Origin of the sequence: Microbulbifer sp. NBRC 101763 (assembly GCF_040371615.1) — a bacterium.
Classification (GTDB): domain Bacteria; phylum Pseudomonadota; class Gammaproteobacteria; order Pseudomonadales; family Cellvibrionaceae; genus Microbulbifer; species Microbulbifer variabilis.
This window is the reverse complement of sequence record NZ_BAABQV010000005.1, coordinates 226,909-241,506: the sequence shown is the minus strand read 5'-3', so window position 1 is coordinate 241,506 and position 14,598 is coordinate 226,909. Positions and strand designations below refer to the sequence as shown.

The following is a 14,598-nucleotide window of genomic DNA, read 5'->3' as shown; positions in this document are numbered from 1 at the left end:
GAGTAGATACCAGCGTGGTATTTACTCAACGAATAAAGAAACTGCGTATTTAAAAAGGGGAGATAAGAAGATGGTAGAGAAAGCATTGGGTGGTGCCGGTCTGCGCGGCCAGGTTGCGGGTAAAACTGCACTGTCTACAGTGGGCAAATCCGGTTCCGGCCTAACTTACCGTGGTTACGATATCAAAGATCTGGCTGAGCACTGTCAGTTTGAAGAAGTGGCCTACCTGATTTTCTACGGAGAGTTACCTACTAGCGGTCAGCTTGCTGAGTACAAGGCGGTGTTGAAAAGCATGCGCGGCCTGCCGCAAGCGCTGAAAGAAGTTCTTGAGCGCATCCCCGCTGATGCCCACCCGATGGATGTCATGCGTACCGGTTGCTCCATGCTGGGTAACCTGGAAGGTGAAGAGTCTTTCGCGCAGCAACTGGAGAAAGCCAACCGCCTGTTGGCTGCTTTCCCATCCATTATTTGCTATTGGTACCGTTTCACCCACGACAATGTGCGTATTGAAACTGAAACCGATGATGACAGCATCGGCGGTCACTTCCTGCATATGTTGCGTGGTGAAAAACCTAACGCACTGCATGAGCAGGTCATGAACGTTTCCCTGATCCTGTATGCAGAGCACGAGTTCAACGCATCTACTTTTACCGCACGTGTTTGTGCATCCACTCTGTCTGACCTGTTTAGCTGTATTACTGGAGCGATCGGTACCCTGCGTGGGCCCTTGCACGGTGGTGCTAATGAAGCGGCGATGGAAATGATCGAGCGTTTCTCCAGCCCTGATGAGGCAGAAAAAGAACTGCTGGGAATGCTGGAGCGTAAAGAAAAAATTATGGGTTTTGGGCACGCTATTTATCGCGAGTCCGATCCACGCAATGTGATCATCAAGGCCTGGTCCGAAAAGCTGGCTGAAGATGTGGGTGATACTGTGCTTTACCCAGTATCAGTCCGTTGTGAAGAAGTGATGTGGCGCGAGAAAAAATTATTCTGCAATGCAGACTTCTTCCACGCTTCCGCGTATCACTTTATGGGGATTCCCACAAAGTTGTTCACGCCGATTTTTGTAATGTCCCGCGTTACTGGCTGGGCTGCACATGTATTTGAGCAGCGCGCTGACAACCGCATTATTCGCCCGAGTGCAGAGTACGTAGGTGTTGAGCCTCGTACAGTCACTCCAATCGCCGAGCGTGGTTAATTTTCATTTCATTATTGAAGTGATGCACACCCAGTGTGCAGGTTTCAGGTTACCAGTGATTGGTGGCCTGAAGCCATTCTCAGAAGAGACACGATTTTAAAAAAAGATTCGACTGATTTACCTGCTATGAATACTGATTACCGCAAATCACTGCCCGGTACGGACCTCGATTTTTTCGATACCCGCGCCGCCGTTGACGCGATCCAGCCCGGAGCCTATGCCAAACTGCCGTATACCTCACGTATTCTGGCGGAAAACCTGGTGCGTCGCTGCGAGCCGGAAAAACTGTCCGACTCCCTGAAACAGATTATCGAACGCAAGCGCGAATTGGACTTCCCATGGTTTCCGGCCCGGGTTGTATGCCACGACATCCTCGGCCAGACTGCGCTGGTAGACTTGGCCGGTCTGCGCGATGCCATTGCCGATAAAGGCGGTGATCCCGCCAAGGTAAATCCAGTTGTTCCCACCCAGTTGATTGTGGATCACTCTCTCGCGGTAGAGCATCCCGGTTTTGAGAAGGATGCTTTTGAAAAAAACCGTGCGGTAGAAGAACGCCGCAACGAAGATCGCTTCCACTTTATCAACTGGACCAAAACCGCATTTGAAAACGTCGATGTGATTCCCCCCGGTAACGGCATCATGCACCAGATCAATCTGGAGAAAATGTCTCCGGTGGTGCAGGTGCGCGAGGGCGTAGCTTTCCCGGATACCTGTGTCGGCACTGATAGCCACACACCGATGGTAGACGCCCTGGGTGTGATTTCTGTGGGCGTTGGTGGCCTGGAAGCTGAGAGTGTGATGCTCGGCCGCGCCTCTTATATGCGTCTGCCGAATATTGTTGGAGTGGAGCTCACCGGAAAATTGCAGCCGGGTATTACCGGTACCGATTTGGTATTGGCTCTCACTGAATTCCTGCGCCGCGAGCGCGTGGTTGGTGCCTACCTGGAGTTCTACGGCGAAGGGGCTTCCAACCTGACCCTGGGCGATCGCGCCACTATTTCCAATATGACTCCGGAGTATGGCGCTACTGCGGCCATGTTCTCTATCGATGAGCAAACTATCGACTACCTCAAACTCACCGGCCGCGATGATGAGCAGGTAGCCCTGGTAGAGAAGTTTGCCAAGGAAACGGGCCTCTGGTCCGACACCTTGAAGGGTGCCGAGTACGAGCGCGTACTGAAGTTCGATCTGGACACAGTGGGTCGCAACCTTGCTGGCCCCTCCAACCCCCACGCGCTGCTGCCGGCCTCGGAACTGGCCAATCGCGGTATCGCCAAGGCCTGGGAAGAGAAAGCTGGTGAGATGCCCGATGGTGCTGTAATTATTGCGGCGATTACCAGCTGCACCAATACCAGCAACCCGCGCAATATGATTGCCGCAGGCCTGATTGCCCGCAATGCCAACAAGCTCGGCCTGACCCGCAAACCCTGGGTGAAATCCTCCCTGGCACCGGGCTCCAAAACGGTAAAAATGTATCTGGAAGAGGCCGACCTGCTACCGGATCTGGAGCAGATGGGCTTCGGCGTAGTGGCTTTCGCCTGTACCACCTGTAATGGCATGAGCGGCGCCCTGGATCCGAAAATCCAGCAGGAAGTGATCGACCGCGATCTGTATGCTACTGCAGTCCTGTCTGGCAACCGCAACTTCGACGGTCGTATTCACCCCTATGCCAAGCAGGCTTTCCTGGCTTCACCTCCGCTGGTCGTTGCCTACGCTATTGCCGGTACCATCCGTTTCGACATTGAAAAAGATGCGCTGGGATACGATGCCGATGGCAATCCGATTACCCTGAAAGACATCTGGCCCAGCGACGAAGAGATCGATGCGATCGTACGTCAGAGCGTGAAGCCGCAGCAGTTCCGCGATGTGTATATTCCCATGTTTGAAGAGCGGGATGCCGCAGAAGAGCAGGGTCACGCACTCTATGACTGGCGTCCAACGAGCACCTATATTCGCCGTCCACCTTATTGGGAAGGTGCCCTGGCAGGCGAGCGCAGCTTGAAGGGCATGCGCCCGCTGGCGGTGCTGGGTGACAATATCACTACCGACCACTTGTCTCCCTCCAATGCCATTCTGGCCAGCAGTGCTGCCGGTGAATACCTGGCGAAGATGGGATTGCCGGAAGAGGACTTTAACTCCTACGCAACCCACCGCGGTGACCACCTCACTGCCCAGCGTGCAACTTTCGCCAACCCGAAGCTGCTCAACGAAATGGTGCGTGATGATAAGGGCGAGATTCGCCAGGGCTCTCTGGCTCGTGTCGAGCCGGAAGGGCAGATTACCCGTATGTGGGAGGCCATCGAGACCTATATGGATCGCAAGCAGCCGCTGATTATCATTGCGGGCGCTGATTACGGGCAGGGCTCTTCCCGTGACTGGGCTGCGAAAGGTGTGCGCTTGGCCGGCGTGGAGGCGATTGTTGCCGAAGGCTTCGAGCGTATTCACCGCACCAACCTGATTGGCATGGGCGTGTTGCCGCTGGAGTTTAAGCCGGGCACTACCCGTGAAACCCTGGATATCGACGGTACTGAAACTTTCGATGTGGTTGGTGGGCGCACTCCCCATGCCACGCTGACCTTGCTAATCCACCGCGCCAACGGTGAGACAGTTGAGGCTCCAGTTACATGCCGCCTGGATACCGCAGAAGAGGTTTCCATTTATGAGGCTGGGGGTGTTTTGCAGCGCTTTGCTAAAGATTTCCTCGAAGCAGAAGCGACGGCCTGAGTTATGAAGTTTATTCCTCAAGTAAAAATCCCCGCGACTTATATGCGCGGGGGAACCAGCAAGGGTGTTTTCTTCCGTTTACAGGATCTACCCGAAGTTGCCCAAGTACCCGGGCAGGCCCGTGACAACTTGCTGCTACGCGTGATTGGCAGTCCGGACCCCTACGGTAAGCAAACCGATGGTATGGGTGGCGCCACTTCGAGCACCAGCAAAACGGTGATCCTGTCTGCCTGTGATAAGCCCAATCACGATGTGAACTACCTGTTTGGCCAGGTTTCCATCGATAAGCCCATGGTCGATTGGAGCGGCAACTGCGGTAATCTCACTGCGGCTGTTGGAGCCTTTGCGATTAATAGCGGCTTTGTGGATGCTGCGCGGATTCCAGAGAATGGTATTTGTACAGTGCGCATTTGGCAGGCCAATATTGGCCAAACCATTATCGCCCATGTGCCTATTACCAACGGTGAAGTCCAGGAAACCGGAGATTTCGAGCTGGATGGCGTAACTTTCCCGGCAGCCGAAGTAGAAATTGAGTTTATGGATCCCTCGGACGGCGAGGGTGCCATGCTTCCCACCGGTAACCCCGTCGATGATCTGGACGTGCCCGGGATCGGTGTGCTCAAGGCGACCATGATCAGTGCCGGTATCCCCACCATCTTCGTCAATGCGGAAGATATTGGCTATACCGGCACTGAGCTTCAGGATGCCATTAATGGCGATAGCAAGGCACTCGCCATGTTCGAGACCATCCGTGCCTACGGTGCAGTGAAGATGGGCCTGATTTCCTCTGTGGAGGAGGCCGCGGCCCGGCAGCACACGCCGAAGATTGCCTTTGTCGCCAAGCCGCAGGACTACATTGCCTCCAGTGGAAAAAAGGTAGCGGCGCAAGATATTGATTTGCTTGTGCGAGCGCTCTCGATGGGCAAACTGCACCATGCCATGATGGGCACGGCAGCGGTAGCTATCGGCACAGCTGCGGCTATCCCTGGTACTTTGGTGAATCTTGCCGCTGGTGGTGGTGAGCGCAGTTCCGTCTGCTTTGGCCATCCTTCTGGCACTCTACGCGTTGGCGCGGAGGCAAAAGAGGTGAGTGGTCAATGGACTGCTACCAAAGCCATTATGAGTCGCAGTGCCCGGATCCTGATGGAGGGGTGGGTAAGGGTGCCTGGCGATAGTTTCTAGGTGGCGTCACTTTGGCGGGGGCCCTGTAAGGTTCCCGCTATTTTTCACTGCTTATCTCCTTTACTTCTAGTTATTTAATAAGTGCTTTTTCCAATTGAGTAAGCTTGATCTGAAGCCAAGACATTTTTCTCTCTGGCTGGTGTAAAAAATTTCACCGCTTTCTGTGGGAATTTGTCTCCTTAATTTATGTAAAATAAAAAAATACTTCTAGAGTCTGCTTCCATTCCTCCAAATATTTAAGTAGTTGGCTGATATCCTGGCTTAAAGCAGATTGGTCCGATTTGTCCTAATCGCGATCCCTCCCGTCGTATCTTGGTTTCACAGAGCTCTCCTTTCTGAGATTTTAATCTAGTCGCCGTATAGCCGACGGCCTTTAGGGTTAGCCACGTATAACAATCAAATTTGGCTTTCCTTTTACAGCAGATTGGAGAGACATCAATGAGAATTAAAAAACCACTTACCCTTGCGATTGCAATGGCAAATGTTGCGGTAGTGTCGGCTTGGGCTCAGGAAGAAAGCCAACAGGATGATGATTGGGTACTAGAAGAAGTAACGGTTACCGCAACCAAGCGCGAAACCAACCTGATGGAAACCCCGGTAGCGATCAGTGCATTTACTCAAGAAGAGCTGGATCGACAAGGGATAAAGAACGTAAAGGATTTGGGCAACACTATCCCTAATGTGGATATTGGCTATGATGCCTCCCAGTCTTCACCAGTAATTTCTATGCGGGGCGTGCGCTCAACTAACACTACCGAGTTTGGTGACCCTGCTGTTGGTCTGCACTTCGACGGTATTTATTCTTCGCGCCCCCAGTCTGCTATGGCAATGATGTTTGACTCCGAAAGGGTTGAAGCCATGCGTGGGCCGCAGGGTACCCTTTATGGACGTAACTCTACTGTTGGTGCCATTAATGTTATCTCCAAGAGACCGGTAATTGACGAGTTTGAAGGTTCAGTCGGAGTTGAACTTGGTCGCTGGAATCAAGAGCTGGTAAAAGGTGTTATCAATATTCCAGTTTCAGACACCTTTGCTCTTCGTGCGTCCTTTATGGATGAGACACGGGACTCCTACCTTACCGGGTTTTATGACGTTAACCAGTGGGATAATCGCTATATTGATGCTGAATCTGTAGGTGCGGGTGTATTAGCTGATAACGCGACCAGAACTTTTATTCAGGCGAATAATACTGAAGAAGCGAGAGACTACCAGCTGGTCAGGGCTGATGCTGAAGATTTTTATGGGAATATTGATCAGCAGGCAGTACGTATTGGTGCGCTATGGGAGCCGACAAACGATATTTCTTGGTATGCCTTAGCGGAACACTATCAGGATAGCAGTGCGGGCGGCATCAACACTATCGACTGTGAAAAGGCTGAGCAGCGCGAAGATGGAACAACTTGTGAAACCTACTACGGCTTTGGTGCTGATGAGTACAGCGTAGCTGTGAATGTACCAGGTGAACTTGATCTCACCATGACTTCATTCCGTTCTAACTTCCGCTGGGATCTCAGCGATACAATGGCCTTTGTGTATAACACCGGATATGCAGTTCAGGAACGAAGTAATCTGATTGATATTGATGCTGGTCGCAATACCTGGGATATGAGTATGAGCATTACAGGCTCAGAAAATACCTCCTACTCCCATGAGTTGCAGCTGCAATCTACAGGTGATGGTCCCCTACAGTGGATTACAGGTTTGTTTTATTTCCATGAGACCACTGATCTGAATGGCTACTTCCTGGCCTCATTAGATAATGCCGTATTTTGGAGACAGCCAGACAGAACTGTAGAGGCCAGCGCGGTATTTGCTCAGGCTACCTATGACCTTACTGATACCCTGCACCTGACTCTTGGTGGTCGCTATACTGAAGATAAGAAGAGTGATGAAGGTGGTAATAACCTGAGCTGTACTCGTGACTGGTCCACTGGATCAGATGAAGTGTATGGTTGCTTCCCTGCCTATTTACAGGACACCTTTAATAGCTTTTCTATTAGTCACTTCGTCGATAGTTCAATTTATACAATCGATACTTACAATGATGTCAGCAAGAGCTGGGATTCATCAGACTTCCGAATTGGTCTTGATTATGACCTGACAGATGACGTCATGCTGTATGCATATGTTGCAAGTGGATTTAAATCCGGAGGTTTGGGTGACGTTGTCATCCAATATGAGCAAGACCCGGGTACGGCTGAGTACATCTACGATGATGAAGGAAATCGGGTTGTTCAACAGGTAATTGACACTAGCTATGATGAGGAGAAGGTCATTACTTGGGAGCTAGGAGCAAAAGGTACCTTCTTGGATGGACGCCTGAATCTGGCCAGTACCTTCTTTTTCTCCGACTATAAGGATATGCAGCTAGCTGCACCTGATACCGCGTACTCGTACTATGCGGTAGAGCGAGAAGGTGAGAATGCCGGTGAAATTACGACCGAGCCTGTTGTTATTTACCTTACCAAGAATGCTGCTAGCGCAAAAATTATGGGGTTAGAATTAGAGTTTGACTGGGCTCCCTATCCGAATGGCCGAATCAGTGGTTTTGCTACCTGGATGCAAACAGAAATCACCTCTGATTTTTGGAACCGCTGGAATTTCAACAACCAAGCGTTGTTTGAACTTTCGGATTATGGTTTAGCTCACGACAATACTAATGAAGGACTCTTCAGAAATTTGAAGGATAATGAGTTGCCGGTATCACCGGATTTCAGCTTCACTATCAATTACGATCACACTTTTGAGCTGGCCCACGGCGGTGCAATTATTCCGTTTATCGGCATTCACTGGGAGGATGAGTCTTACCTGACTTATTGGAATGTTGATAAGCATGATTTCCCGGTTGGTGATACTTCGGCTTATGGTGATAGCCGAGATTCTTTCTGGATGATCAATGCGTCCATCAAGTATGCAAGCCCAGATGATCAGTGGAATGTTGAAGCTTATAGTAACAATATTACCGATGAAATTGTTCCGTACTACGCAGATGGAAGTGATGGCCTGGTATCCGGTCCATTCTCCACACCTGTGAGCTACGGAGTACGTTTCAACTACAATTTTTAAGTAAAGTTCCCAATAAGAGCCCCTCAAATCCGAGCAGCCTTGGGCTGCTCGGATTTTTTTCATTCTGTCTTGTATACCTATGGAAGTCATCGTAGTCTTTGTTTACTAATATATCCCAGTATATGTTTAATAGCTTTTCCGGGTAAAAATGAAGTAATGACAGGGTTATTCTTATGCCAGAAATTGTACTTGAAAAAGAACGTAAATCTGTATTGGTGGAGAAGATAAGGAAATACCTTTCTGAGGAGTTTGATCTCGAAGCTGGTGGCTTTGAGGTGGAGTTCTTGATCGATTTTCTTGCAAGGGAGATGGGGGCTGGCTTCTACAATCAAGGGCTGCATGATGCACTGGCTATTGTGTCTTCAAAACTGGAAGATATATCTGATGCAATTTATGAGATTGAGAAGCCTGTGAATTAGATCTATCACTCCTCCTGCAGTGTGGGTAAGGGGAGGGTTAAGAGGGTACAACAGTGATCTGTAGTTCAATATTTGGGGTGCCTTTTATGCTGTCTTTTCTGCCTGAATAAATAACATAGCCAAGAAGACCAGAATAATGCCTGGAAAAAAGGAACTACTGAATTCTGACATTTCCAGAAGCAGGGTTAGTACCAGTACAAAAATCGGGTTCAAGAATCCATAAGCGGCTACCTTGGTGGGACCAATTTTTACCGTGTCGAACTGCAGCAGAAAGAAACTCATTAGTGTGGTGAATAGCGCTAAATAAAGTAAGCTGCCATTGAGTTGAAAAGATGTATTTTGCCAGTTTATGGTGCCTAAGAGGGGGAGGGTAAAAAACAATAACCAGAGTGCACCGAATAAAATTACCCAATAGGCCATGACCTCTGTAGGTTCATCAGAGTGAACCCGCTTAACCAGTGGGTTATACAGGCTAAGTGAAATTGCACCTGATAAGAAGATCCAGCTCGCCCCCGGTTTAGGTCCAGTGTTAATGCAGCCATATTTCTCTTGAAGCCTATCCAGGCTGCACCCAGGGTTCCCAGAAATAACCCAATAATTTTCTGGGTACTTATGGAAAGTTTTGCAAGTGATGCAGAAAATTTTTAAAGAAAAGCAGAATCAAACAATAATCTCTTGCTGTGTAGAACAGTGGACGCTGCCTCCACCTGAAGCAATTCCATCAATTGCTATTTGCTCAATTATATGATTGGGAAAGGCGCTTTGCAAAACAGCTCTGGCTTTCTCATCTGCATTTCTATCGCCAAATTTTTGAGCAATTATTGCGCCGTTACAAACATAGTAACCAATATAGCCTGCGGCAAAGTCTTTAGTACCAAATCTCTCATTAATAATTTCTGGTGTATCCAGGACGTGTAGGTTTAGCGGATTTCCATTTGCGTCGACACTATTGCTTAATGTGTTGATATTTTCGCGAGTAACCTCATAGTCATAGGAGGATTGATAATTATCCCTGCTGACTATAACTTCCCCAGGTTTGATAAAACGTGCGTAAAAATCGGTATGGCCGTCTGTGATATCCATTCCCTTAATGCCTTTGAGCCAAATAATTTTACGTAATCCGAGCAGTGCCTTGAGTTCCTTCTCAATATCTATTTTTGACCATCCTGGATTACGGTTTTTATTGAGGATGCAGCTCTCAGTCATAATCGCTGTGCCATTTCCATCAACTTCAAAGCACCCACCCTCTAGTACAATGTTGGCTCTCTCATGGATTGCTCCAGATGTATTGGCAATATACCTGGCGACTTGTTTGTCTAACGAGTGTTCCTGTTTGTTGCCCCAACCATTGAAATTGAAATTTAGTGCAATTTTCTCCCCATAGGTGGATCTTACAAAGATAGGGGCCGTGTCACGAAGCCATAGATCATCGACTTCAAAAGTGTGAAGCTCGATTTTAAAATTTGAATTATCTATATCCAGTAGCTCTTCTGCTTCATGTAAATTTTTTCTGCTCACCAGGAGAGATACGGGCTCATATTTGGCAATTGTATTTGCAATTAATGCCAGATTCCTTTTTACCTCAGGAATTTGCTTATGTGACCAAATATAATCATTGGCAACAAAAGCCATCCATGTTCTCTTGTGTTGATCGCTTTCGTCTGGCATGTGCAGCGAGCTGAAGGTTAAGTCCTGCATGGCTAATGATTTTTTTGCGAATAGCGGGGCTGCAAGTAAAAGGCTGCTAATCTTAATAAATAGTCTTCGGTCAATCATGGTGGTTTTCTGTTATTTCAGATTGTTGCTTTTTTGCAGTTTCATGGAGTTGAGTTTAATATTCTTTTGCGTCTTAGGCTACATATTTATGTGATATTTCTGTGGAAAGTGATAGTTCAAGGGGCTTGCTGATTCTTTCTTTTTAGGTGGATTTGCTGCGTCTAAGGGGAGGGTTTATCCTGTGGGTTGGCGGTCTATATCTTTATAATTTTTTTATTAATTTAAGATATAATTAATCAAATATTAAAATAAATAAATAATTTATTTCTGCAGTGCTCGGTTCGTATTAGCCGCTACATATCACGGGGTGGTTATGATAATGTCCAGGATTTAGTAGCTAAAGCTTCCTGATTTCAGCACTCTTTTTAGTTGTAAGGGAGAATAATTACTCCTTTCATTGGTGGAGTGTACCCTTTGTATCGATAACCACCTGAGCTTTATGTATAGGGGTGAAACCGAGAGTTCATGTTTATACTTTACGCAGATAGCAGTGGCCTGATAATGAAGTTATTCGAGGTGGCTTGTGAAAGTATTGGTTGTTGGGGCGGGACCTACTGGTCTTACCGCTGCCATTGAGCTTACCCGCCTTGGTTTGTCACCAAGGATTATTGACCGTCGGGACAGCGCATCCACTCTAAGTAGGGCTGTGGGTATTACTTCCCGCAGTCTTGAATTGCTTTCGAAGTCAGGCGTTTCAGAGAAATTGATAGCTGAAGGTATTGCTGTTCAAGCTGCCTGTATCTATCTGGATACGCGACTAGCGCTGGAATTCCCCCTTCACTCCGATCGCACCTATTTCCCCACTATTCTCGGATTGCCTCAAGACAGGACCGAATCCCTTATGGCCCAGGTACTATCAGGTATGGGTGTTGAGGTCGAATATCAGAAAGAGCTTACATTTCTTACTGAATCTGAAGGCGGAGTGGTAGCCCAGTTTAATGCGGGTGAGGAGGAGCGTTTCGATCTTGTGATTGGAGCGGATGGTATCCACAGCACTGTTCGTGAGGCTGCAGGTATTAATTATCCTGGGTTTGACCTGGAGGAAGAATGGTCGATTGCCGATGTCGATACCGATGGTTGGCCCCCAAAAAGAAAGTTCACATTGGTAAAAATGGAGTCCGGAGTGGTAGCTGTTGCAGTGCCTTTAGGGGAGGGGCGCCATCGTTTGGTGGCAAGCTGTGACGATGCCATAGGGGCTTTCCCAATGGCATTGGATATCAAGAGGGTTCGTCGTCAGGGAACCTTTAATATTTCTGTTCGCCAGGCTGAGACCTACTCGAAAGGCAGAATACATCTTGCTGGAGATGCAGCCCACTGTCATTCTCCTGTAGGCGGCCGCGGTATGAACTTGGGGATTGCCGATGCTGCTGAGCTAGCAGCGCGGGTTGTAGCAGGGCGGCTCACTGGGTACTCAGAATTGCGTCACAGGGAGGACAAGAAGGTTATTGACGTTACCGAGCATGGCCGCAAAATAGTCACTGGGCAATCCCTTAAGGCAAGATTTGAATTCAGGGCCCTTATAGCTGCCGCCAACTCTTTGCCGGCGGTGCGGAGAAAGTTGGGGCAGTTTGCGGTAGAGCTTTAGTCGTGTAAATAAGTAGCAGCTTCTAGCTTGGGTTAAGTCTATACAGGGAAATTGTTCAAATTTTTTGATGCCAACAGCCTATCTTTTTAACTTAACTGCTGTACCAAAAACCAGGATCTCTGAGGAGCCGTCCATAATAGCACTTGTAGTAAAGCGAATACCCACTACGGCGTCAGCACCTTTCTGTGTTGCGCTATCGCTCAGTCTTTGAAAAGCTTTTTTTCTCGCTTCGGTCAGCATTTCGGTATAGCCGCGGATCTCTCCACCGACAATACTCTTGATCCCTGCCATTAAGTCACGACCGATATGTTTTGACTGAACAACATTGCCAGTGACGATATCCAGCACCTCTGAGATTTCCTTTCCTGGTACTGTTTCTGTAGTTGAAAAAATCATTTGACTTCCTTCTTATGGCGAAAGCTAGTGTAAAAGTATATATCTAATACGTGGTTATCGTAATCGAATGGTTATATATCTTAATTATTTTCCTGAGGAAAGTAAGCATTGCCAATAACCAACATCCACCCACTGCCCAAACTTGTATCCCACTTCCTTAAAATGAGCGACTTTCTTCATGCCAAATTTCTCATGAAGTGCGACGCTACTTGCATTGGGTAGTGCTATACCGCAGATAACTGCATGAACATCAAGCTGTATCAACTGCTTTAATAATTCTGCGTAAAGCTTCGAACCCCAGCCTTTGGATATTGAATTTGTATCTAAATATACGGTAGCTTCTACTGAGTGCTGATATGCACAGCGCCCCTTCCATTTACTGGCATAACAATAGCCAACTATGCGACCTTCATATTCTGCGACAAGCCAGGGGAGGTTGTTTCTGGAGCATTCTTCGATCCTGTTGGTGATAATTTCAGTTGAAACAGGCTCGGTCTCAAAAGTAATAAAAGTACTTTCTATATAGTAATTGTAGATTTCAGCAATCTCTGCGGAGTCTAAAGTAGTAACTGGTCTTATCATGCTTATTCTTAGTTCTTCCCTCGTCGTAATAAGAAAAATGGTCAGCTTAATTAATGCTTGCCTTCCTTGGTGTTGTTCAGTGATTTCTCTAAAGCCTTCGATTCTTCTATTACTCGAACTGACCAGTCTGTTCGTTGCTGATCAGAGATTATATCAGGATCTATATCATACAGGCTCCAGTTTCCCGATGGGTCTTTCACAAACTGGGTGCCATACCATTGTGGTTGGTTTAGGTTCATCATTAATCGATCCCATGTAGCTGCTTTTAACCAATTTGCCTTGCTTTTGTCCTCAGCAAGGATGGCTGCTATGGTGGTAAGTGCGTGAGCGAGCCTAATATCTTCCGCATTATTGCCATGCTGGAAAATAAGTGCTGCATGGTAGAAGTCTTTTGAAGTCTTAATTCGGCCCTCTGCTAGCATCTTTAGTACTTTTTCACGTCGATTCTTGTCTTTATGATTAAGTACATTCCAGTCGATTTCGTCGTGTGAAAGCTTGCGTGAAATCTGATCCTGGTTAAATAAACGGGTTAGCTGCTCATTTTCCTGTGGGTGTCGGCTCTCAGATGCCTTATCTATACCTGTTCCGTGATCTGCAAGCGAATCATGAATTGTAATACAGCAAGTATAAATTAGAATTTTAATCAGGGTCTTTTTCATGCAATTACTTTTGTGCTGTTAATGGTGAAGTATGGGGCTGATAGCCCCATGCTACTTCTTTATATCGCTATCGTAGGATAAATGTTAGGTATCCAGCTCTTATATGCCAGTTTATAGAGTCAGAAATAAGCTCTTGCTTGTTCTTATTTTCATTATCTTCAGGTTGCGTGTATAGAGATTGGGTATTACCTGGCTGAGGCTCATTTGAGTAGCTAAGTTGATACATGTTTAGATCCCCTGGCTACAATTCATTATTCAGGGTGTCTTCCTGGTGTGCGCACCCAACGAGAGCAATAAGTAGAAATGCTGATGATATGAATCTCTTTGTCATCTTGGTATTCTGCTTAAGCATTATGTGACCTCGGATATCTTAATTTACCAGCTGTAGTTAAAATGCTCCAGGGTCCAAACCAGCAAATAGTGATTTTAAACTGATAGTTTTCTGAGAGGCAGGAAGTTGTGATTTTCTGTCTTGGGTTTGAGTGCATTTGGAAATCACATGATATACAGAAGTGTCCATTTGCTTTAGGCCCATATTGCCCCAGTTTATTTCTTGCTTACATGTCTATTGTTGTCATGGTATTGCCAGAGAACGTTGATTATCTTCCATTCGTCTCTATCATTTTTATATAAGTGCATGTAGTCAATCCACTCATCTACAGATAATTTTACTGATGCAGCTCGATTATCAATATCAAGGATATCTATATCAATTCTAGGGGAAGGTGGAAACTTATCTCCATCCTTATTGTAGTTTTCGGCTATCCAAAGCATGGTTTCATAATCTGTCTCCATTATGAACTCTGAACCATCCTTAGTTTTCCAATAGGTTCTTTTGGCTAATTTTTTATCTAAACCCCTACCCATTAATTTGGGCTTAACCTGGTGTTGTGATTCAATATAGTCGAGTACAGCCCTCTCTATGCTTTTCTTATCATCGGGTGAATTTGCAGTTACAGCATTGACGATCAGGAAAGATAAAGTGAGCAATGCAATCCGATACATAAATAC

The 14,598-nt window shown here is 47.1% G+C and carries 12 protein-coding genes; 6 read left to right on the top strand and 6 right to left on the bottom strand.

Going from position 1 to position 14,598, the window contains the following annotated elements; all coding sequences use genetic code 11:
* Nucleotides 1-70 precede the first annotated feature (70 nt).
* The 5 genes from prpC (at nt 71) to ABWV76_RS13890 (ending at nt 8,589) form a co-directional block, all read left to right on the top strand.
* The gene (gene prpC / locus ABWV76_RS13910; protein ID WP_353376279.1) at nt 71-1,198 is read left to right on the top strand and encodes a bifunctional 2-methylcitrate synthase/citrate synthase; all 1,128 of its coding nucleotides are present in this window, start codon (nt 71-73) and stop codon (nt 1,196-1,198) included.
* Between the two features lie 126 nt (nt 1,199-1,324).
* Nucleotides 1,325-3,922 carry a Fe/S-dependent 2-methylisocitrate dehydratase AcnD gene (gene acnD, locus ABWV76_RS13905; RefSeq protein WP_353376278.1) on the top strand — a complete coding sequence of 866 codons (2,598 nt, stop codon included), beginning with the start codon at nt 1,325-1,327 and terminating at the stop codon, nt 3,920-3,922.
* 3 nt (nt 3,923-3,925) lie between these two features.
* Entirely contained in the window at nt 3,926-5,104 is a 1,179-nt protein-coding gene (prpF, locus tag ABWV76_RS13900; protein WP_353376277.1) for a 2-methylaconitate cis-trans isomerase PrpF, read from the top strand.
* A 438-nt stretch (nt 5,105-5,542) separates the two neighbouring features.
* Nucleotides 5,543-8,170: a TonB-dependent receptor gene (locus ABWV76_RS13895; RefSeq protein WP_353376276.1), complete on the top strand. Its 2,628-nt coding sequence runs from the start codon at nt 5,543-5,545 to the stop codon at nt 8,168-8,170.
* Nucleotides 8,171-8,343: 173 nt separating this feature from the next.
* Nucleotides 8,344-8,589, top strand: a complete 246-nt coding sequence (locus ABWV76_RS13890) for a DUF2164 domain-containing protein (RefSeq protein ID WP_020412969.1) — start codon at nt 8,344-8,346, stop codon at nt 8,587-8,589.
* An 84-nt stretch (nt 8,590-8,673) separates the two neighbouring features.
* Here the strand turns inward: ABWV76_RS13890 and ABWV76_RS13885 are convergent, their stop codons facing one another.
* Both ABWV76_RS13885 and ABWV76_RS13880 read right to left on the bottom strand, forming a co-directional pair.
* Complete coding sequence (locus ABWV76_RS13885) at nt 8,674-9,090, bottom strand: EamA family transporter (RefSeq protein ID WP_353376492.1); 417 nt, start codon at nt 9,088-9,090, stop codon at nt 8,674-8,676.
* A 159-nt stretch (nt 9,091-9,249) separates the two neighbouring features.
* Entirely contained in the window at nt 9,250-10,365 is a 1,116-nt protein-coding gene (locus ABWV76_RS13880) for an agmatine deiminase family protein (RefSeq protein ID WP_282953363.1), read from the bottom strand.
* A gap of 523 nt (nt 10,366-10,888) precedes the next feature.
* Here ABWV76_RS13880 and ABWV76_RS13875 point away from each other — a divergent pair.
* The gene (locus ABWV76_RS13875) at nt 10,889-11,950 is read left to right on the top strand and encodes an FAD-dependent oxidoreductase (RefSeq protein WP_353376275.1); all 1,062 of its coding nucleotides are present in this window, start codon (nt 10,889-10,891) and stop codon (nt 11,948-11,950) included.
* A gap of 78 nt (nt 11,951-12,028) precedes the next feature.
* Here the strand turns inward: ABWV76_RS13875 and ABWV76_RS13870 are convergent, their stop codons facing one another.
* The 4 genes from ABWV76_RS13870 to ABWV76_RS13855 form a co-directional block, all read right to left on the bottom strand.
* Nucleotides 12,029-12,346 (bottom strand): heavy metal-binding domain-containing protein, encoded by a 318-nt coding sequence (locus ABWV76_RS13870; RefSeq protein ID WP_020412965.1) that lies wholly within the window; start codon nt 12,344-12,346, stop codon nt 12,029-12,031.
* Nucleotides 12,347-12,430: 84 nt separating this feature from the next.
* Nucleotides 12,431-12,928 (bottom strand): arsinothricin resistance N-acetyltransferase ArsN1 family B, encoded by a 498-nt coding sequence (locus tag ABWV76_RS13865; protein ID WP_020412964.1) that lies wholly within the window; start codon nt 12,926-12,928, stop codon nt 12,431-12,433.
* Between the two features lie 50 nt (nt 12,929-12,978).
* Complete coding sequence (locus ABWV76_RS13860; protein ID WP_353376274.1) at nt 12,979-13,587, bottom strand: hypothetical protein; 609 nt, start codon at nt 13,585-13,587, stop codon at nt 12,979-12,981.
* Between the two features lie 546 nt (nt 13,588-14,133).
* Nucleotides 14,134-14,592 carry a nuclear transport factor 2 family protein gene (locus tag ABWV76_RS13855; protein WP_353376273.1) on the bottom strand — a complete coding sequence of 153 codons (459 nt, stop codon included), beginning with the start codon at nt 14,590-14,592 and terminating at the stop codon, nt 14,134-14,136.
* Between the last annotated feature and the right edge of the window lie 6 nt (nt 14,593-14,598).

What these genes read in the sequence shown, in the direction of transcription:
- prpC (WP_353376279.1), top strand. Translation starts at nt 71, where the DNA reads ATGGTAGAGAAAGCATTGGGTGGTGCCGGTCTGCGCGGCCAGGTTGCG.
- acnD (WP_353376278.1), top strand. Translation starts at nt 1,325, where the DNA reads ATGAATACTGATTACCGCAAATCACTGCCCGGTACGGACCTCGATTTT.
- prpF (WP_353376277.1), top strand. Translation starts at nt 3,926, where the DNA reads ATGAAGTTTATTCCTCAAGTAAAAATCCCCGCGACTTATATGCGCGGG.
- ABWV76_RS13895 (WP_353376276.1), top strand. Translation starts at nt 5,543, where the DNA reads ATGAGAATTAAAAAACCACTTACCCTTGCGATTGCAATGGCAAATGTT.
- ABWV76_RS13890 (WP_020412969.1), top strand. Translation starts at nt 8,344, where the DNA reads ATGCCAGAAATTGTACTTGAAAAAGAACGTAAATCTGTATTGGTGGAG.
- ABWV76_RS13880 (WP_282953363.1), bottom strand. Translation starts at nt 10,365, where the DNA reads ATGATTGACCGAAGACTATTTATTAAGATTAGCAGCCTTTTACTTGCA.
- ABWV76_RS13870 (WP_020412965.1), bottom strand. Translation starts at nt 12,346, where the DNA reads ATGATTTTTTCAACTACAGAAACAGTACCAGGAAAGGAAATCTCAGAG.
- ABWV76_RS13865 (WP_020412964.1), bottom strand. Translation starts at nt 12,928, where the DNA reads ATGATAAGACCAGTTACTACTTTAGACTCCGCAGAGATTGCTGAAATC.
- ABWV76_RS13860 (WP_353376274.1), bottom strand. Translation starts at nt 13,587, where the DNA reads ATGAAAAAGACCCTGATTAAAATTCTAATTTATACTTGCTGTATTACA.
- ABWV76_RS13855 (WP_353376273.1), bottom strand. Translation starts at nt 14,592, where the DNA reads ATGTATCGGATTGCATTGCTCACTTTATCTTTCCTGATCGTCAATGCT.